The following is a 19,537-nucleotide window of genomic DNA, read 5'->3' as shown; positions in this document are numbered from 1 at the left end:
AACTGCCCGCCCTCGGCCTGCGCCTGCCGATGAAATGGTGTTCAGCGACATGGTGAGGTGACGATGACTCAGACTCCCTCGGTGCGGGCCGACTCGGCGCACCTTCTCCCGAACGAGCCCGAGGGGAACGGAGCGGATGTGCGGCCTGAGGAGGTCCGACCGCAGATCAGCGACCGGCTCCTCGAAGGTGTCGCCGCCGATCTTCTAGCGAGCCGACGCGCGGTTCCTCTCCATCAGCTTCTGGCGCACCTGGGGCGCGCGGCCGCGCCGTCGCTGACTACGCTCGACCTGCTCTGCCGGGAGCTGCGCTCCCAGGGCTACCTCCGTCGCGCGTTGGAAGTTGCGGAGCGTGTCAATGCAGTCGCGCCGACCACTGGGGCGCGCCGCAGGGTATCGACCCTAGCGAGCGAGATCGCCGTACTGGAAGGAGGGAGCAGCACGGAGGTCGTCTCGCGCGACGGCTGGCGCGGCCCCGTCTCCGGCTCGGTCCTGCTGGTCATGGGTCGCTCGCTTCCCGACGTCGACACGAACTATGCGCGGCACCTCCACGCCGTCGCGGTGGGGCTGGCCGAGATGGGGCTCCGTGCCGAGATCGTCACCGAACTCGGTTACCGCGCGACTCAGGACGCCTATCGATCCGAGAACGTCGACGGGGTCGTCTACCACCGGCTTCCCGGCCCGGTGCGAGGCGAGGCGTCCTTGGAGGACTGGCTGCACAGGTACAGCCAGAAGCTGGCGACGGTCGTACGCAAGGTCAGACCAGCCGTGCTGGTCGCAGGCTCCGACTTCCTGAACGTGCTCCCGGCCCTCAGCTCCGGCGATGCGTTCGATCTTCCCGTTGTCTACGACGTCAGTGGCGACTGGGACGCATCCTGGTATCGCCGCACGGGTGAGCCCCTCGGCTGGCCGTCTCCGGAGGAGCTGGCGCTCTCGAGCCAGGGACTGCCAGACCGCTTCCTCCTTCGCCGCCGTCGTGAGCGCAGCGCACGGAACGCCGTGTCGCACGTGGTGGTGAGCTCGGCGAGCTCGTCGGTCCGCTCAGAGGTGGAGAGAGAGCTTGGTGAAAGTGGTGTTCCTTCGACGACGGTGGACAAGGACCCCATCGGCACCTACGCCCAGGTGCTCGAGAGTCTCGGTGCTGTTCCTCAGGGACTGCGGTCGCTCGTCGACGTTCGGGCCGACTCGACGTCGAGAGTCGCACTGACGCGACGGGCCGAGACCCTGCGACGACCACTCGAGGGCCACGTGACCCTCGACAAGCCTGAGGCCGTCGCGGAACTGCTGAGCGACGGATGGAGGTGGAACGGACTTCACCCTGTCTCGATGGCGCTCCCGATGGACTGGTGGGCCTGCAGTGGGAATCGCTCGCAGGACTTCCGTTACCAGGCCTGGAAGTTCATGGGCCCCGTCCTACGGGAGGACAGCGTCCGACCGGGTACCGAGCTCCTCGACTGGTGCCACGAGAGGGCGCTCGACTGGTGCGCAACCGCGGTCGATCGTCGCGAAGGAACATCGATGGTCTGGTACGACATGGCGCTCGCCCTGCGAGCACCACTGCTGGCCTACCTCTTCGAGCACGCCTTGTCCGACTCTCGAAGGACCCAGCCGGAGATCGATGCTCTTCACCGTGCGGTAGTCGCTCATCAACGCGCGTTCCTTGCGCCTGGCGCCTTCAACCCGGCGACGAATCACGGTTTCTACACGGCGATCGGCCAGCTGGCATTTGCCCGGCGGCTGATCGAGCTGCCAGGGATGAGCGATGTCCTCCAGCAGGGCCAGCAGCGGCTTCGCCAGGTTGTGGACCAGCAGTTCGCGAAGGACGGCGGGCATCGTGAGCACTCGCCGGACTATCACCGCATGCTCGTCGACTCGTTCGTCGATGCCGCGGAGGACGGACTCATCGAGGACGAGAGCATCCTCGCCCTGATCGAGCGGTCCGCGCACGTCACGGGATGGTTCATTCGGCCCGACGGCGAAATAGAGCAGATCGGTGATTCGATGGCCCGTCTCGTTGCCAGCCGGACGCGGTCGAGCCGTGATCCGGCGACCTCGTTCATCGTGAGCAGGGGCAAGTCGGGCGCGCCGCCGACGGAGGAGATGCTGGTCCTGCCGGAATCGGGTTACGCAATAGTGCGCGCTCCTCGGCCGACCACAGGTGAGGAGCTGGCGAACAGCTCCTACCTCACCCTGATGGCAGCGTTCCACTCGCGGACCCACAAGCACGCAGACGACCTCGCCGTGACCTGGTTCGACGGCGGGGCTGAGATATTGATCGACAGCGGGCGATTCGGCTATCTGGACCCTCTTCCGGAGGACCATCCCGACCGCGCCCTGGGCTTCTTCTACAGCAGGCCAGAGCGGCAGTACGTCGAGAGCACGCCTGCGCACAGCACAGTGTCCGCGGACGGACGCGATCACGATCGACGTGATCGCAAACCATACGGTGCCGCAGTCGTGAGCGGTCGTCACGAGGCAGGTGTCTTCGTGGTCGAGGGCGAGGTCGACCACGGGCACTGGCGGCATCACCGAGTCGTCCGACTCGCCCCCGGGCTTGGGCTCGACATCCGGGACGAGGTCGAGTCGCTCGACGGTGAACCGCACACCTTCACCACCTGGTGGAACATGGCAGGCGGGCTGACGCTGAACGACTCCGATCACAACTCCCTGCGATTCGGGCGCGACGGGGGATCCCTGGTTGTCGACGCGGTCGACGGCGGCGGCCAGTGGGACGCGCAGCGAGGACGCCACACGCCGCTGCTGGGTTGGCGCTCGCACCGTGACTTCGAGCTGGAGCCGTGTTGGAACGTCTCGCGCTCCGTCTTCTCGCGTCACCATGTGTTCGAGACTTCCTTCAGACTTGGCTCGGCGCGCTGAGTGGGCGCACGGGTGGAAGGACCAGGATGTCGCGTGTGAGCGTGAGGCACGTGTTGATCGTCGGTGCCGTCCTGGTGTCCGCGGCGGCACTCGCGACGCTGACGACGGTGTGGTCCGGGAACGTGTCCCGGAGCGTCGTCGCAGCGCTGACGCTGTCGACGCTCACCGCGGCTGTCCTCCTGCTCGGCCTACGTGAGCTCCGTCGACGACTCACGATCGTCGAGCGACGGTTGCAGGCCATCGAGAGTCAGGAGGCCAGTCGGCTGGCCTCGGGTCCAAACTCCACCGAACGCGGCGCCGACGTCGAGGTGGCGCGTGGTGCCGTGGCGGATCTCGAGCGGCGTTCCGCTGTGTCGACGGCGCTGCTGGATCTCCGGGTTTGCGGTACGGGCGGCCCGCTCGACGAGGTGCCTCTGCTTCTCGACGAACGGATGGCGACGATCGCGGTGCGCGCTCTGACTGAGGACGCACAGCTGCTGGACGCGGACGAAGTCGCGCAGCGATATGGTCTCGTGGACCACCTACCGCTCGGAACTCGACGAACTCTGGCACGGGGTCTGCGTGCTCGGGGATACCTGGTGCGATCGATGCGTTACTTCCGCTCAGCCGCAGCGACCGGACAAGAACGCGATGTCGTCCAGCTCGACCTGAGGCAGGCCGAGATCGACGTGATGTGCGGAGCGTTCTCGCCCGTCCTGACCAGGCGCGACGTCAAAGCTCCCATCAGTGGACGGGTTCTTCACGTCGTCGGCCGAGCAATCCCGGACACCCAGTCGGGCTACACCCTTCGGACGCACAGCACCGCCCGCGCCCAAGTATCGGCCGGCCACGAGGCGCACGTGTTCGTGCAGCTCGGCGTCGTCGAGAGCGAGGTCTCGGCGCAGGACGACTTGGACGGGGTCGTCTATCACCGCCCAGCAGGAGACTCCGTGTTCGCCTCCGGCCACCGGACGTGGTTGCAGTCGAACGCCGAGGCCCTCCTCAAGACCGCTCTGTCGGTTCGCCCGGAGACGATTCATGCCCACTCGGACTTCTACAACGTCCTGATTGCCGGCGCGGTCTCGGATGCGACAGGCATCCCTGTCGTCTACGAGACGAGGGGGTTCTGGGAGGAGACCTGGTTGTCGAGGACTGCCGTCACGCACGGATGGGTGGACGTCGACCGCACATTGACCACCTACGGCATACCTGAGGCCTACAGCTGGCGGCGCCAGCGAGAGGCGGACGCACGGGAACGCTCGAACGCCACTGTGACGCTGGCACGCACCATGCAAAGTCGGATCGTGGCAGCGGGACTGGATGGGAGCAACGTCACCATCGTTCCGAACGCTGTGGATGCGAGTCGTTTCGAGGCAGCCCACTTCCGAGAGGACCTGGCCGAGGAGCTGGGAATCCCGAGAGGTGCCGTGGTCATCGGCTCGGTGACGTCGGTCGTGGAGTACGAAGGCCTGGACGTCCTCGTCGAAGCCTTCGCGGTCGCGACTCGTTCCAGCGACGTTCCTCTCTGGCTGATGATCGTTGGTGACGGGCCCGTACTCGACCAGCTGCGCACCCAGGTAGAGACGCATGGCTTGACCAACGTGTCGATCACGGGTCGAGTGCCCCACGACAGAATCGTCGACTACTACGGCTTGATCGACATCTTCGTGGTTCCGCGGCGGGATATCGAGGTCTGCCGCCTCGTCACCCCGTTGAAACCATTCGAGGCACTCGCGGCGGGGTGCGCGCTGCTGATGTCGGACTTGGACGCCCTCCGGGAGATCGCCGAGGACTGTGGTTCCGTGCGTCTGTTCCGTCCCGACGACGTGTCGGCCCTCGCCGCAGAGCTCTCGAACATGGCGAACGCCCCGTCGGAACGTCGGCTGATGGCCGAGCGCGGCAGGGCGTGGGTGCGCCGAGAACGGTCCTGGGAATCCAATGCCAGTGCTTATACCAGGGTCTACGCGAGCCTCGGTTCGACCGGCTCGGGAAGGCGAACCGGTGTCTGAGGAGACCTATTTTCTTGTCGATCGTGACAGGGCGGAGATCGTGGTGTGCCCGTCTCTCGCAGGCATCAGCGAGGAGACGCGAGCCGCCCTCTATGACAAGGAACATCGGGCCTACGTCGATCTGACCGTGATCAAGCCAGGGGGCACGCACCGTATCGCCCTCGAGGCGATCCAGCCACTGCGTCGGTACTCCTTGAAACTTCAGCGTCGTGGCGCGGAATCGAAATGGCACGACCTGCGCCGTACCCTCAGCCTGGGGCTCCTGGGCGATCTGCACACCAGGACGGTCAGTCCCGGCGAGTGGGGTGTTCGGGACCACTGCCACGTACACCTCCGCGATGCGGTCAGTGGTGACGTTCTGCATCGCCGGTCGATAGCGCCGGGCGGCTCAACGACCTTCGTCCTCGAGCGCTCTGACGGTCCGACCCACCAGCTGGAGATCTTCGAGGACATCGATGGGCGGCCAGGTGGCCGCCTGGGGAATCGCATGAAGCTCACCCCGCCGGCGCTGCTCGGTCAGCTCCCTGCGACGTTCGAGGAGCATGAGAGCGGTCTCGCCCACACGAGACGCTCGAACGTGGTCGTGAGTCGAAACGTTCTGAAGAGGAAGCGAGCTCAGGGTCTCGCCTCCCATGGCTTCATCGGTGTGTGGGACCACGACGGACCGGTGCTCGAGGCGTCGGACTGGGTGCTCGGCAGGCAGCAGTATCAGCACCTGCCAGAGCGTCCGTCTGCGACCAGGCGTCTCCCCGTCGCCATCTACCTCGGGATCCCGCGACCTTCCTGGGGGCACTTCCTGACCCAGGGTCTGGCCCGTGCGTGGTACGCCCTCGAGCATCCAGACATACCCGTGCTCTGGCATGCAGGACGACTCGCATCGTTCCAGAAGGAGGTCCTCGACCTCATCGGTCTGCGGAACGAGCAGCTCTTCGTGACGGAGCCCACGGCGATCGACGAGCTGATCGTTCCTCTTCCCGGGGCCTGCATCGGCGAGTTCGTGCTCCCCGAGTTCGCGAAGGCCGTAGGTCGTCACCCGAGTCGCCCTCAGGTGGCCGGTAGGAAGGTCTTCCTCTCGCGGTCAGGCCTCGGAGATGGCCGCGGATCCATCGAGAACGACGGTGACCACACGTTGGACCGTCTCTTCGCTGACCATGGATTCACCATCGTGCGTCCCGAGGAGCTCTCGGTGCGCGAGCAACTCGACGAGATGACGTCAGCCGAGATCGTGGTCGGGCTCGAAGGGTCGGCCCTCCACTCGGTGCTGCTCATGGAGGATCCGGTGCGCACCAAGTTCTGGGCGCTCACGAGACACAGGGGTGGTAGCGGGGTCTACGCACACATCAAGTCGGCCAAGTCGCTGAGCTACGAAACTTTGAACTTCACGACTCGACGCATCAGGACGGCCGATGCCGACGTCGCTCTCGACGTCGAAGCGCTTGAGCGGGCGCTGCAGTCGACCGACGGGTTTTCACGAAATCTTGCAGCGTTGGATCAACGCATCGAGAGGCCGTCCGACTTCCAGACCCGCCTCATGGGCCATCTTCACAACGGACAGGTCCGCCTGGACGGGCGCGACGGAGCGGCTCGCGACGCCTACCTGGCGCTCCGATCGCGGTCTGGCGAGCCGGACGAGGTGGCGACCCTGCTCGAACCCCTGTTCTGAGCGAGGGGTGGTCCTCCACGCTGCAATCGTGGGAAGTCCTGAGGAAACTACGCGCTGCTCGTGACCTCTGGCGAGCACAATTGGTGATGTCGCCGAGCGCTGCGGCCCAGGACAACAGGGCCGCGGATCGAGGACCGCGCCGAGCCTGGTGGAGCGGTTGTGATCTCTGTTTCACCGGGTCCATGGGAAAGGTGTCCTCGTGTCGTCATCCACAAGCGGGCGCCGCGCAGTGGCGCGGCCGCTCGTGGTCTCGCTCGTCCTGATCCTCGGCCTTGTCGCCTGTGCGTTCGGAGGCATCTGGTGGATGCAGCGGTCGCTCGCGAGCAACATCGAATCTCTGGGTGATCCTTTCGCCGGTCTGGAAGGTCGACCGTCAGCGGGAGGGTCTGTCGACGCTGACGAGGGTGGTGCGGCGGACGCCATGAACGTCTTGGTCCTCGGCACCGACAGCCGCATCTCTGCCGGTGATCCGTCGCAGTGGGAGTCCGGGGCACAACGGACCGACACGGTGATGCTTGTGCACGTACCGTCGGACAGGCGAAGCGTGGTGGTGATGTCGATCCCCCGTGACTCCTGGGTCGACGTTCCCGGTCACGGTCAGGCGAAGATCAATGCTGCATTCTCGTACGGGGGCCCGTCCTTGACGATCGCGACCGTCGAGCAGCTGACGGGCGTCTTGATCGACCATTTCGTGGTCACAGACTTCGAGTCCTTCAAAACGATCACGGACGCGCTGGGCGGCGTACGTGTGAGTCTGAAGGAGGACCTCGTCGTCGGCAACGACCTCGTTCCAGCGGGTAACCAGCAGCTCCTCACGGGTGAGCAGGCGCTGAGCTTCGTACGCGACCGTGCGAGCCTCCCCCGGGGAGACTTCGACCGGATGCAGCGGCAGCAGGCCTGGGTCCGCGCGATCGTGGCCAAGATGCGGAACGACGGGACGATGGGGAACCCGTTGACGGCGCAGCGATTTCTGGACACGGTGACCCGGTCCGTAGCGGCGGATGATGGTCTGGACGCTGCCGTTGTCAATGACCTGCGCGGATTGGCGACCGACGTGGGATCCAACGACATCTTGTTCATGACCGTGCCGACCTTGGGTACCGCCCGGAGCGCGGATGGTCAGAGCATCGTCGAGCTCGACCGACCCGCTCTGGGCGAGCTCATGGAGTCGGTGCGCTCCGACACGGTCATGGATTACGTGATGTCCGAACCGGGCCAGTTCGACACGCTGCCGGCAGTGGTCGACTAGGCGTGGCTGGTCCCTCGATATGTAGCGGGCGCGGTCGTTGCCGCGTAGCTCGAGTACTGTCCGTCGGTAGCTCGTACTCTGCGCGACGGGGAGCGTGATCGTGACCGGGAGCAGAAGAATGGCCGCGCGGATCCGGATCCGCGCGGCGCGGCGCGCGCTCTGGCACCTCCGACACGGTGGCTTCGGCGGGCTGGGTACCCACCTTCGTCGGCGGCGAGCCATCGACCATCAGCTCGTGTCGAGACGTCAGGGTGCTCGAGGGCTCGTCGCCTATGACCCGGAGCGGTTCACGACGAATACGCGCCGCCGGGCTCTCCGGGTCGCGGTCATCCTGGATGAGTTCTCGGCGGCCAGCTTCGACTTCGAGTGGGTGCAGGTTCCGCTGACGATGAAACGTTGGCGTAAGGAGCTCGAGACTGCGGACGTCGATCTTCTGTTCGTGGAGTCAGCCTGGGCAGGCAACGGCGCTTCGTGGAAGTACCAGCTGACGGGGCCGGGCGGTCCGGGGCAGCCGCTGAAAGATCTGGTGACCCACTGCCAGTCGCGCGGGATCCCCACCGTGTTCTGGAACAAGGAGGACCCGGTCCACCACGAGGACTTCCTCGACGCAGCCCGGTTGTTCGACCACGTGCTGACGACCGACTCGTCCACCCTCGAGGACTATCGCTCGGCCCTGGGACACGATCGCGTCGGAGTACTTCCTTTCTCAGCGCAACCCGCGCTCCACAATCCCGTTCGTTCGGAGGGCGACGCTGTGCTCGGCGACATGGCGTTCGGAGGTATGTACTTCACTCATCGGCACCCCGGAAGAGCCACGCAGATGGACATGCTCCTGGGCGCGGCCGTGCGAGTGTCCGAGCGGACGGGTTCCACCTTGGACATCTACTCCCGTCAGCCCAAGGGCGATCCTCGGTACCAGTTTCCAGCGCCCATGGCTCAGCACGTCGTGGGGACGCTGTCCTACCCGCAGATGCTGTCTGCCTATCGCGCCTACAAGGTGTTCCTCAACGTCAACACCGTCGCGCTATCACCCACGATGTGCGCGCGCAGGATCGTCGAGATCACTGCTTGCGGTACTCCGGTCGTCAGCACGCCCAGTCCGGCGATCGATGCAGTTCTCGGCGAGGACGGCGTCGTGCAGGTTTCGGAACAACCAGAAGCCGAGGATGCCCTCCGGGCCCTCCTCGGTAGCTCTGAGCTGCGCGACCGGACCGTGCATCGAGCCCAGCGCCGGATCTGGGCCGGCCACACCGCGAGCCACCGTGTGGACGAGATACTCCGGCGCGTGGGCCTGACGGAGCACCTGCGCGAGGCTCGCACTCCCCGCGTCACAGCCCTCGTCTCGACGATCAGACCCGAGCGTGTGGATCTGGTCCTCGAGACGCTCGGTTCCCAGGTCGGGGTCGAGGTCCAGCTGGCTCTGCTCGCGCACGGCTGGGACCTGGACGAGGCGGACCTGCGGAGAAGGGCGCGAGACCACGGCCTCGACGACGTCGTCGTGCTGTCCGCCGATCGGTCCGTGGCGCTCGGAACCTGCCTCAACCGACTGGTCGAGGTCGCGGACGGGGCCGTGGTTGCCAAGATCGACGACGACGACCTCTACGGCCCCCAGTACCTGCTGGATCAGGTCAACGCTCTCGGCTACAGCGGCGCCGACGTCGTGGGGAAGCAAGCGCACTACGTCCATCTGGTCACGTCGGGTCTGACCGCTCTGCGGCACGCTGACCGGGAGCACCACTTCACCGACCTGGTCACCGGACCGAGCATCGTCGCCGGTACGGACCTGGTCCGCGACATCCCGTTCGCCGAGCTGACCCGCGGTGAGGACACCGGATTCCTGCGGGCGGTGACCGCCGCGGGGTGCCACATCTACTCGGCCGATCGCTTCAACTTCGTCCAGGTGCGCGGGGCGACCGCACACACCTGGAACGCCTCCGACATGGAGATCCTGGCGTCGAGCCAGGTCCAGGTCGTCGGCCCTCCGCTTCCGCACGCCCTCGCCTAGGAGAGACATGACCGACCCGATCCCCTTCGCTCACACGCCGGCCGCCGCTCCCGTCGACGCGCCGACCGTCGCCGTCGTCGGCCTCGGCTACATCGGCCTGCCGACGGCGGCGATCCTCGCCTCCCACGGTGCGAGGGTCATCGGCGTCGACGTCAACGCCCGCACCGTCGAGGCGGTGAACCGCGGCGAGGTCCCCTTCGTCGAGCCTGACCTCGAGACCTCGGTCGCTGGCGCCGTGTCACGGGGGCGGCTGACGGCCTCGCTCGACATGCCCGAGGCCGACGTCTACATCGTGGCCGTGCCCACCCCGTTCGCGGAGGACTACCGCGTCGACCTCACATACATCGACGCCGCGGCCGACGCCATCGCACCGAGGCTCGGCGGCGGGGAGCTGGTGATCCTCGAGTCGACGTCACCGCCCGGGACGACGCAGCACCTCGCCGACCGCCTCCTCGCCGCCCGGCCGGACCTGAGCTGGGACGGCTCCGGGGGGAGGCCCGTCGTCGAGTTCGCTCACTGCCCCGAGCGGGTCCTCCCCGGCCGCATCATGGTCGAGCTGGTCACCAACGACCGGATCGTCGGCGGACTCACCCTGGGTGCGGCCGAGCGCGCCAGGGACCTGTACGAGACGTTCTGCCAGGCCGAGATCCCTCTGACGGACGCGCCGACGGCGGAGCTCGCGAAGCTCGCCGAGAACGCCTTCCGGGACGTGAACATCGCCTTCGCCAACGAGCTGGCCAGCATCTGCGAGCGGGTCGGCGTCGACGTGTGGGAGCTGATCGAGCTCGCGAACCGTCACCCCAGGGTCAACATCCTGCAGCCCGGTCCCGGGGTCGGTGGGCACTGCATCGCCGTCGACCCCTGGTTCATCGTGTCCGCCGCTCCGGAGGAGGCTCGCCTCATCCGCACGGCGCGCGAGATCAACGATGCGCGACCCGCCCAGGTCGTGGAGAAGGTGCTCGCCGCGTCCGACCACCTGACCTCCCCGCGGATCGCGGCACTCGGTCTGGCGTTCAAGGCCGACATCGACGACCTGCGCGAGTCGCCGGCGCGCGAGATCGTGGGCATGCTCTCCGACCGCATCCCCGGTGGACTGATCGACGTCGTGGAGCCGCACGTGGACGAGCTGCCGAGCGAGCTCGAGGCACGGCAGAACGTGGCCCTGCGCCCGCTCGAGTCGGCGCTGGCCGACGCCGACCTCGTGCTCCTCCTGGTGGACCACGCGGGATTCCGGACCGTCGTTCCGCAGCTGCTCGACTCCCGGGCGCACGCGCCCGCCGTCGTCGACACGCGCGGTCTCTGGCGCGAGGTCCGCGCCGACCCGCGGAGCTCCTCGGCGCCCTGACCCGGACCTCGTGAAGTCGGCCGTGCGCCCCGTCGGCGAGGTGCGCGGCCGTCCTCAGACGGCGAGCGAGGGAAGGGCCGCCAGCACGGGAGCCGCTCTGAACTCGTCGATGCGGGACCCGACGCCGAGCAGCTCCGCGAGTGCGGCCACGCTCCGCGCGGCGGCACGCCCGTCACCGTAGGGGTTGACGGCGCGAGCCATCCGCCCGTAGGCGTTGGTGTCCGTGAGGAGGTGGCTCACCTCGCCCACGATGCGCCGCGCGTCCGTGCCGACGAGCCTCACCGTGCCGGCGTCGACCGCCTCGGGGCGCTCGGTGTTGTCGCGCATGACGAGAACCGGCTTGCCCAGGCTGGGGGCCTCCTCCTGGACGCCGCCGGAGTCGGTCAGCACCACCGTCGCCCGCGCCGTGAGGTGGACGAAGTCCGAGTAGCACAGGGGCTCGGTGATGACGACGTTGCTCCGCCCGCGCACCGCGGGCAGCACGGCGTCCCGGACCAGCGGGTTTCGGTGAGCGGGGAGGACGACGGTCAGCCACGGGAATGCGTCGGCGAGAGCGCCGAGAGCTGCCCCGATGTTCCTCATCGGAAGGCCCCAGTTCTCGCGCCGGTGGGTGGTGACCAGGAGCAGCGCGCCACCCCTGGCCGCCACGGCGGCGACGGCGGGATCCTGGAACAGCGCAGGGCGGTCGACGACGTCGAGGAGGGCGTCGATCACGGTGTTTCCGGTGACGACGACCGTCTCGGGGCGAACGCCCTCCCGGAGCAGATTGTCACGGCTCATGGCGGTCGGTGCGAGGTGGAGGTCGGTGATCTGCGTCGTGAGGCGCCGGTTCGCCTCCTCGGGGAAGGGGGAGGTGAGATCCCCGGAGCGCAGGCCGGCCTCGAGGTGGACGACGGGGATGCGGCGGTTGAAGGCCGCCATCGCGGCCGCCGTCGACGTCGTCGTGTCGCCCTGGACGAGCACCGCGTCAGGCTGCTCGACCGTCAGGACGTCGTCGAGCCTCGCCATCACCCGGGTGAAGATCTGCGAGAGGGACTGGCCGTGGCTCATGACGTCGAGGTCGTGCTCCGGCCTGATGCCGAAGACCGCGTTGACCTGGTCGAGCATCTCCCGGTGCTGGCCGGTGACGACGGTGATGCCGTCGAGAGCGTCGGAGGCAGCCAGTGCAGTGACCACCGGAGCCACCTTGATGGCCTCGGGGCGCGTCCCGTAGACGGTCATCACTCGGGGTCTGCTCATGTCCGCATCCTGTTCTCGAAAGGGGTGCGACAGCGCTTCCCCGCGATCAGTTTGCAGGCATTTCGAGGCACAAAAGCGAGGAATGTTAATACTGACGAAAGAACGAGGTTCTACTAACTCGCGTCCGTGTGATGTCAGCCTGAACGGCGATGTTCCTGCGTCATTCCTGAGGTTGTCGTACGCCTCTGGCTGGGTCAGGCACGTGCGTCTGGATCTCCCGGAGCGTGGGGCCGGAGGGCACGGATGCGCGCGACGAGGTCGGCGTAGACGTGCGGGGAGTAGTGGAACGGGGCCTCACCCCACGGGTGCGAGGGCGTGGTGGTGACGTCGAGGTCACGCCCGATGAGGTCCACCCCGAGGTCTGCGACGGTGTCGTAGTAGAGGGCGAGTCGTCGGTTGGCGTCGGCCGCGACGAGCCCGAAGCTCGAGGGGCCCTCGTCGCCGGACTCGTTGACACCGGCCCAGGGCGGCGCGAGCGCGACGAGAGCCGCCCCGGGGTGGTGCTCCCGCACCAGGCGCACGAACGCGTGCGCCGCCTCGGTCCACATCGCCCGGTGGGCCGCCGTTCCCAGCTCGACGAGCACGCCGGCGGCCGCGACGTCGAGGTCCGCCCCGGCGGCGATCAGGTCCACGGTGCGAGTCACCGCGGTGTCGTCCGGCAGGACCCAGACGCCGAGTCGCTCGTCCGTGAGATCCCAGAGCACGAGGTCGACACGTCCGGCGGTGCGCCGCAGCACGTCCGGCAGGCCCGAGGCGAAGTCGGCCGAGACCATCTGCTGCTGGAAAGGCGACGTCAGCGCGGGTGCATCGAGCAGCACGACCGGCGGCGAGAACGCCGAGATCAGGGACTGCCGCGCGACGTAGCCCACCAGGCTGAACCCGTCCGTCGGGAGGTGGGAGAAGGTGTCCCGCGAGACGCAGCTGCCGACCACGAGAGTGCGGACGCCGCCGGTCGTCATCGCCCACCCCGGCGTCGCACCTGGTGCTGCGCCGTGCCGCGCAGATCGAGGCGCACGTCGGTGTCGGTCCCGTCCCGGTAGGCCTCCTCGAGGAGTCCGGCGGCCTTCGCCTCCTCACCCTGCGCGAGCTGCCACGCGAACCAGCGGTACCGCCGCGCCACGTCTTCGGCCTCGCCGTCGAGCACCACCCGACCCTGGTGCAGCCAGACGGCGCGCGTGCACGTCTCCTCGATCGTCTGCGCGGCGTGGGACACGAGGAGGACGCACCCGGCGTTGCCCCGCAGGGCGGACATCCGATCCTGCGAGCGCTCCTTGAACGCTGCATCACCGGCACCGAGGGCCTCGTCGATGAGCAGCACCTCCGGATTCGACGCAGCGGCGATCGCGAAACGGAGCCGGGCGCCCATGCCGGTGGAGTACGTGCGCATCGGGTGGTCGATCGCGGCCCCGATGCCGGCGAGCTCGACGACGTCGGGAAGTGCGGCCGTCGCCTCGGCGGGCGACATCCCCATGGCCAGGCAGCCCAGCCGGACGTTCTCCCGGCCGGAGAGCTCGGTGAGCATCGCCGCGTTCACCCCGAGCAGGAGCGGCACGGAGGAGGCGAGCACCGTTCCTCGTGCTGGACGCTCGAGCCCGGCAACGACGCGGAGGAGCGTGCTCTTCCCCGATCCGTTCAGGCCGACGACGCCGACGGCCTCGCCCGCGTGCACCACGAGCGAGACGCCGGCGAGTGCACGCACGAGCACGCTGGGGGAGCTGCCCACCAGGCGGTGCAGAGCTCGACGCGGCAGGGAGACCTGAGCCCGCGCCGTCGCGGCGGACGAGGGCGTGGTGTATCGCACGTGGACGTTGTCGACGACCACGTGGACGGGGGCATCCGTGCCGCCAGCAGGGTGGCTCCCGGCATCACGGCGCGGCATAGGTCTCCTCGGCCTGCCAGAAGACGAGCGTTCCCAGAACGAGGAGGCCGGTCGACCACGCCGCCAGGAGGGCCCATGCCCCCCACGACGGCAGCACGCCGTAGAGGAGCAGGTCCCGCGCGATGTCGATGACGAGGAACATGGGGTTGACCTGCATGATCGCCGACAGCGCCGGGTACTCGGCGAACCGGTCGACGGAGAAGAACACGGCCGAACCGTAGAGCCAGAACCGGGCGAGGATGCTGATGATCTGAGTCAGGTCCGGAATCCTGGCCGTCACCCGGGCCGCGATGAGCGCGAGTCCGGTGTTGAGGACCAGCTGCAGCAGGAGCACGGCGGGCAGCAGGAGCCACGGCCAACCGATACGGAGGGCGATGGTCTCCCCGCCCGGATCCATCAGGGGGACGACGAACGGGATCGCCAGCACGAGGACGAGCATCGTCGCCAGCGCCGGCAGGAAGCGCAGCGTCTCCCGCATCACCACCGCCACCGGGAGCGCCGCACGCGGGAAGCTGAAGGCGCGGATCAGCTGGCGGCCCCCGCTGATCGACCTCGAACCCTGGTTGAGGCACTGGATCGTGTACTGGAACAGGAAGACGCCGACGACGAGGTATCCCAGGAAGTTCTCGATGCCCCGGCTACCACTCATCACCAGACCGAAGATGACGAAGTAGACCGCACCGCTCAGGAGCGGGTTCAGCACGAGCCACAGCGAACCGAGGAGATTGGCGCGGCTGTCCGTCTGCACCCGGGCGCGGGAGTCCGCCACGATGAAGTGGCGCCGCTGCCACAGCCGCCGCAGGTACTCACCGAGAGGGGGACGGCCCAGCACGTGCAGGAGACCGCCCGCGTCGACCTCGACGACGGTCCGCGCGCGGTAGACGCGCGGTGCTCCCGTCACGGGCCCGTCCCTCGTCGGGTCCTCGCTCCTCGCCGACCGCCTGCTCATGCGACCGCCTCGTACATCGTGCGGTAGCCCCGGCCGATGGCGGCCCACGTCCGATTCGAGGCGAAGGCGCGGCCCGCCGCGCCCAGCGACGCGCGCAGGGCGGGATCGGACGCGAGGAGCGCGAGCGCGTCCGCCAGCGAACGCGCGCTCTCAGGCTCGGTCAGCAGGCCGGCCCCTGGTCGACCCACGATCTCGGCGAGCGCCGGCAGGTCGCTCGCGACGACGGGGCGTCCCAGCGCCATCGCCGCCATCGGCTTGAGGGGGACCACGGTCCGGGTCACGGCGGTGTCCAATCGGGGGACCGCGACGACGTCGAGCGCCTCGTACCAGCCCGTGGCCTCCGCGGGCGGCACACGTCCGGGGAGGAGCACCACCTCTCCCAGCCCACGGTCGGCCACGAGACGCTCCAGCTCGGGACGGCTGACGCCGTCCCCCACGAGCGCGGCACGGACGTCCCGGCCCGCGGCCCGCTCGAGGGCGACGGCTTCGATGAGCGTCGCCAACCCCTCGTAGCCGACGAGGCTGCTCACGGTCCCGACCCAGAAGCCCTCGCGCGGGAGACCCAGGGCCGCCCGTGCAGCCGCGGGCTCGACAGCGCGGGTGAGCAGCTGTGCGTCCACCGCGTTCGGCGCCAGGACGATTCGACCGCGGTCCACGCCGCGAGCCACGAGCGCGTCCGCGACGCTCGAGCCCAGCACCACCACGCGATCGGCGGCCCGTGCCAGCTCGGTCTCCCGGGCGCGCAGGAGTCCGTAGCGCTCGCTCGCTCGCACGGCGGCTCGCTGCTCGGTCGGGAAGGAGGCGACCCACGTGTCCTCGAGGACGCCGCGCACCTCGTACACCCAGGGAATCCCGAGCTCGCGCGCCAGGCTTCTCGCCACCACGGCGTTGAGGTGGTCCGTCGTCGTGTGCAGCACGTCCGGCCGCAGCTGCGCAGCGAGCGCGCGCGCGGCGTCACGGTGCTGAACGAGGCGCGCAGCCGGGTCCGCCGCGAGTCGCCACGGAACGAGACGGTGGTAGCGGACTCCGTCGACGAGGTCGGAGCCCCGCACGACGGGTCGGCCCACGGTCACGGGATAGCCGAGGCGGGTGGCGGCGGCCACCTGGAGACCGGCCGCGGCCTGGGCGCGGAGCACCGCGTGGCTGCGGACGGCGTAGCCGCTCGTGGTCGTGGGCAGCGAGTTGGTCAGCAGGTGCAGCACGGTCGGGACGTCGGTCGAGCTGCGCCTCGGTCGAGCCCGCCGTCGCTCGGACGCGCGCCCGGGCAGGTCGTACCCGGCTTGGAGCGTCGAGAGCTCGGAGCTGAGGCGGCCTGCGAGGCGGCCTGTCGACCCCGCCGCCGCGACCGCGCCGCTCAGGTCACCGCGGCGCCGGAGAGCACGGGCCCAGGTGGCGCTCGCGATGTCGTCGCCCGTGAGCGGCACGTCGAGGAGCACCGCGATCTCGGCGACGAGGGAGGAGACGCGTCCGCGACCCAGCAGGTGCGAGACACCTCGGCGCGCGTCCGCGTCGTGCCCGGCGAGCCACCGTCCGACGACGTCGCGCGAGCTCCCGCTGCGAGATCGGGCAGCGACGGCGCGCGCCGCCGGGGCCCGCCAGGACGCTGGAGCGCGGCGCGCGGCCTGGATCACGAGCAGCGCGGGATCCTCTCTCGCCATCCGGGTCGCGACACCCACCGCGAGCACCACGCTCCGCGCGGGCGTCGCGAGCCGCTCGAACCGTGCGCTCACCGCCCCACCACCCCGTGCAGCACGTCCAGGTACCGCGCGGCGAGCAGGTCGTCGTCGGCGTTCCGGACCACCCACGCACGCGCCTCGTGCCCCGGGTCGAGGCGGCGGCGGTCGGCGGCGAGTCCGCGCCACAGGTCGACGAGGTCGTTCGGGCTCTCGGGTGGGACGACGTCGCCCCCGCGCGCCGCCTCGACCACCGTGGCGGTCTCGCCGCGCACGGCGGCGGAGACGTGGCGCCGCACCGCGAGGATCTCGTACAGCTTGGAGGGCACCGTCCAGTCGAACGGCGCCCAGTCGCGCAGCGTCACGAGCGCCGTGTCGGCCCAGGCGTAGTGCTCGCCGACGCCCGAGTGCGGCACCCGGCCGACGAACTCGACCGGTGCACCGAGCCGCGCGGCGAGGTCGCGGAGCGCGGCGTCGTCGGCGCCGGAGCCGACGAGCCGGAGGGTGACACCCAGGCCGCGGTCCCGCGCGAGCGCGGCGGCGACGACCGCCGTCGCCAGGCCCTGGCTCCGACCGATCGTGCCGAGGTAGAGCACCCGGAGACCCGGGCGGTCCAGTGGCGGCGGCTCGAGGACGGGGAGGAGGTGGACGGAGGAGCCGTTGCGGATGACGTGCGTGCGCTCCACCCCGCGTTCGCGCAGCACGCCGGCGAACGACTCCGTCGTCGTGACGACCGCGGCGGTCGAGCGCTGCAGGTGCGTGACGACCTCGTGCGCGCGGCGTGCGACCTGCCGGGTCAGCGGGTGGCGGCCGTCGTCGGGTCCGAACATCCCGCTCGGGGCGATGAGGTCGGGCCACGCGTCGCGCATCTCCACGACGGTCGGTCGGCACAGCGCGGCCCCCAGGGCCATCCCGGCCGGGATGGTCGGCAGTCCGGGTGCGGTGGCGACGACGACGTCGGGCCGGTGCCCGGGTCGCGTGAACAGGCGCAGGCCGGTGGCGAGGGTGTCCGCGGCGGTCACCGTCTGGTCGGCGACGCGGCCGGGGAGACCGGGGCCGTGCTCCCGGAACCGGACGCGGGCGATGCGCTCGCCCCACTCCCCGACGGTGCGGGCACCGGCGCGATGGGCGGCATCGGCGGCCTCGAACGTGCCCACCGGGTAGTGCGGGGGCGGGGCGATGACCGTCAGGCGGTGGCCGCTCGCGCGGAACCGTCGGGCGAAGGCGTTCCAGCGGCGCTGCGGCGCTCCGACCTCGGGCGGGTAGTAGTGCGTCAGCAGAGCGATGTGCACTGACGACTCCCGGCGGCCTCGACGCGTACGGACAGCGCCTCCCGAGCGGAGTGGGAGCGCTTCTGAACGGTAGCCGACGAGACGGCGTCCGGCCCGCCCGGGATCAGGCGCGTGCGACGGCGCGTGCGATCAGGCGCGTGCGGTGAGGATCAGCGGGCCGTCGGGCGTGACCGCCACGGTGTGCTCGCTGTGGGCGCCGCGGGAGCCGTCGACCGACCGCAGGGTCCAGCCGTCGGGGTCGGTCTCGATCTCGTCGGTCGCGATGAGGAACCACGGCTCGATGGCGATGACGAGGCCGGGCTTGATCTTCAGGCCGCGGCCGGCGCGGCCGTCGTTGGCGATGTGGGGCTCGCCGTGCATGGTGCGGCCGACGCCGTGACCGCCGAAGTCGAGGTTGACCGGGTAGCCGTACTGGTGGGCGACCTCGCCGATCGCCCAGGAGATGTCGCCGAGCTTGTTGCCGACGACAGCGGCTTCGATACCGGCCTTGAGGGCGACCTCGGTGGCCTCGATGACGCGCAGGTCCTCGGCGCGCGGCGTGCCGACGACGACCGACAGCGCCGAGTCGGTGACCCAGCCGTTCAGCTCGGCGGCGAAGTCGACCGAGAGCAGGTCGCCGTCCTGGAGCACGTAGTCGTGGGGGAGCCCGTGGAGCACGGCGTCGTTGACGCTCGTGCACAGCACCTTGCCGAACGGCGAGGCACCGAAGCTCGGGTGGTAGTCGATGTAGCAGGAGGAGGCGCCGGCGTCGCGGATCATCTCGTGCGCCAGGGCGTCGAGCTCGAGGAGGTTCACGCCGACGACGGCCTTCTCCTTCAGCGCGCTCAGCACGCTGGCGACGAAGACGCCGGCGGGGCGCATCTGCTGGACCTCGGTGGGCGTCTTGAGCTCGATCACGGGGTCCAGCCTACGGCGCGGGGCTCCGCGGGGCGCGCGTCACCCCTAGCCGCCGAAGACGAGACGTTCGACGGCGTCGACGATCGGCACGTCCGCCGGGAGCCACGGGACCGAGTGCAGGTCGGTCGGCTCGAGCCAGCGCAGCTCGTCGTGGTCCTGCAGCGGGGCCGGCGGGCCGGCCGTGATCGCCGCGGTCCACACGAGCATCACGTGGCCCTGGTGGATCGGCCAGGACAGGTCGCCGTTCGGGCCGGGGACGAGCTGGCCGAAGGTGATCTCGACCCCGAGCTCCTCGCGGAGCTCGCGCACGAGGGCCCCCAGGGGGTCCTCACCGGGCTCGACCTTGCCCCCGGCGAACTCCCACGACCCCGCGAGGGTCTTGGGCGCGCTGCGACGGGCGGCGAGGAGGCGGGTGGGGGCGGCGAGATCGTCGAGGATCGCGGCCGCGACGACGAGTACGGTCACCCGGCGATTCTAGGAGCCC

14 protein-coding genes are annotated in these 19,537 nt (G+C 69.4%); 6 read left to right on the top strand and 8 right to left on the bottom strand.

Going from position 1 to position 19,537, the window contains the following annotated elements; all coding sequences use genetic code 11:
* Positions 1–81 precede the first annotated feature (81 nt).
* The 6 genes from SERN_RS04495 to wecC all read left to right on the top strand — a co-directional run bounded on the left by SERN_RS04495 (position 82) and on the right by wecC (position 11,124).
* Entirely contained in the window at positions 82–2,874 is a 2,793-nt protein-coding gene (locus SERN_RS04495; RefSeq protein WP_158292561.1) for a heparinase II/III domain-containing protein, read from the top strand.
* Positions 2,875–2,924: 50 nt separating this feature from the next.
* Positions 2,925–4,862, top strand: a complete 1,938-nt coding sequence (locus tag SERN_RS04490) for a glycosyltransferase (RefSeq protein WP_158292560.1) — start codon at positions 2,925–2,927, stop codon at positions 4,860–4,862.
* On the top strand, positions 4,855–6,525 hold the full coding sequence (locus SERN_RS04485; protein WP_158292559.1) for a glycosyltransferase family 61 protein: 1,671 nt from the start codon (positions 4,855–4,857) through the stop codon (positions 6,523–6,525). Before SERN_RS04490 ends, SERN_RS04485 begins: the two co-directional genes overlap by 8 nt.
* Before the next feature lie 199 nt (positions 6,526–6,724).
* Positions 6,725–7,774 carry an LCP family protein gene (locus SERN_RS04480; RefSeq protein WP_233251455.1) on the top strand — a complete coding sequence of 350 codons (1,050 nt, stop codon included), beginning with the start codon at positions 6,725–6,727 and terminating at the stop codon, positions 7,772–7,774.
* 118 nt (positions 7,775–7,892) lie between these two features.
* Positions 7,893–9,779 (top strand): glycosyltransferase family protein, encoded by a 1,887-nt coding sequence (locus SERN_RS04475; RefSeq protein ID WP_135848853.1) that lies wholly within the window; start codon positions 7,893–7,895, stop codon positions 9,777–9,779.
* Positions 9,780–9,786: 7 nt separating this feature from the next.
* Complete coding sequence (gene wecC / locus SERN_RS04470) at positions 9,787–11,124, top strand: UDP-N-acetyl-D-mannosamine dehydrogenase (protein WP_135848852.1); 1,338 nt, start codon at positions 9,787–9,789, stop codon at positions 11,122–11,124.
* A gap of 54 nt (positions 11,125–11,178) precedes the next feature.
* Here wecC and wecB read toward each other — a convergent pair whose 3' ends face one another.
* The 8 genes from wecB to SERN_RS04430 form a co-directional block, all read right to left on the bottom strand.
* A complete protein-coding gene (gene wecB / locus SERN_RS04465; protein WP_233251454.1) occupies positions 11,179–12,363 on the bottom strand; it encodes a non-hydrolyzing UDP-N-acetylglucosamine 2-epimerase in 1,185 nt (394 codons plus the stop codon).
* Between the two features lie 194 nt (positions 12,364–12,557).
* Positions 12,558–13,322, bottom strand: coding sequence for a DUF6270 domain-containing protein (locus SERN_RS04460; protein ID WP_135848851.1), 765 nt, complete (start codon positions 13,320–13,322; stop codon positions 12,558–12,560).
* Positions 13,319–14,164 carry an ABC transporter ATP-binding protein gene (locus SERN_RS04455; RefSeq protein ID WP_233251453.1) on the bottom strand — a complete coding sequence of 282 codons (846 nt, stop codon included), beginning with the start codon at positions 14,162–14,164 and terminating at the stop codon, positions 13,319–13,321. Before SERN_RS04455 ends, SERN_RS04460 begins: the two co-directional genes overlap by 4 nt.
* A gap of 64 nt (positions 14,165–14,228) precedes the next feature.
* Complete coding sequence (locus SERN_RS04450) at positions 14,229–15,143, bottom strand: ABC transporter permease (protein WP_135848849.1); 915 nt, start codon at positions 15,141–15,143, stop codon at positions 14,229–14,231.
* A 44-nt stretch (positions 15,144–15,187) separates the two neighbouring features.
* A complete protein-coding gene (locus SERN_RS04445; RefSeq protein WP_135848848.1) occupies positions 15,188–16,921 on the bottom strand; it encodes a glycosyltransferase in 1,734 nt (577 codons plus the stop codon).
* On the bottom strand, positions 16,918–18,156 hold the full coding sequence (locus SERN_RS04440) for a glycosyltransferase family 4 protein (RefSeq protein WP_135848847.1): 1,239 nt from the start codon (positions 18,154–18,156) through the stop codon (positions 16,918–16,920). Before SERN_RS04440 ends, SERN_RS04445 begins: the two co-directional genes overlap by 4 nt.
* 129 nt (positions 18,157–18,285) lie before the next feature.
* Positions 18,286–19,053, bottom strand: a complete 768-nt coding sequence (map, locus tag SERN_RS04435; protein WP_135848846.1) for a type I methionyl aminopeptidase — start codon at positions 19,051–19,053, stop codon at positions 18,286–18,288.
* Positions 19,054–19,098: 45 nt separating this feature from the next.
* On the bottom strand, positions 19,099–19,518 hold the full coding sequence (locus SERN_RS04430) for a (deoxy)nucleoside triphosphate pyrophosphohydrolase (RefSeq protein ID WP_135848845.1): 420 nt from the start codon (positions 19,516–19,518) through the stop codon (positions 19,099–19,101).
* Positions 19,519–19,537 lie beyond the last annotated feature (19 nt).

Source organism: Serinibacter arcticus, assembly GCF_004786095.1.
GTDB classification, from domain to species: domain Bacteria; phylum Actinomycetota; class Actinomycetes; order Actinomycetales; family Beutenbergiaceae; genus Litorihabitans; species Litorihabitans arcticus.
Note: the sequence above shows the minus strand (reverse complement) of the source record. Positions and strands in the feature narration are given on the sequence as shown.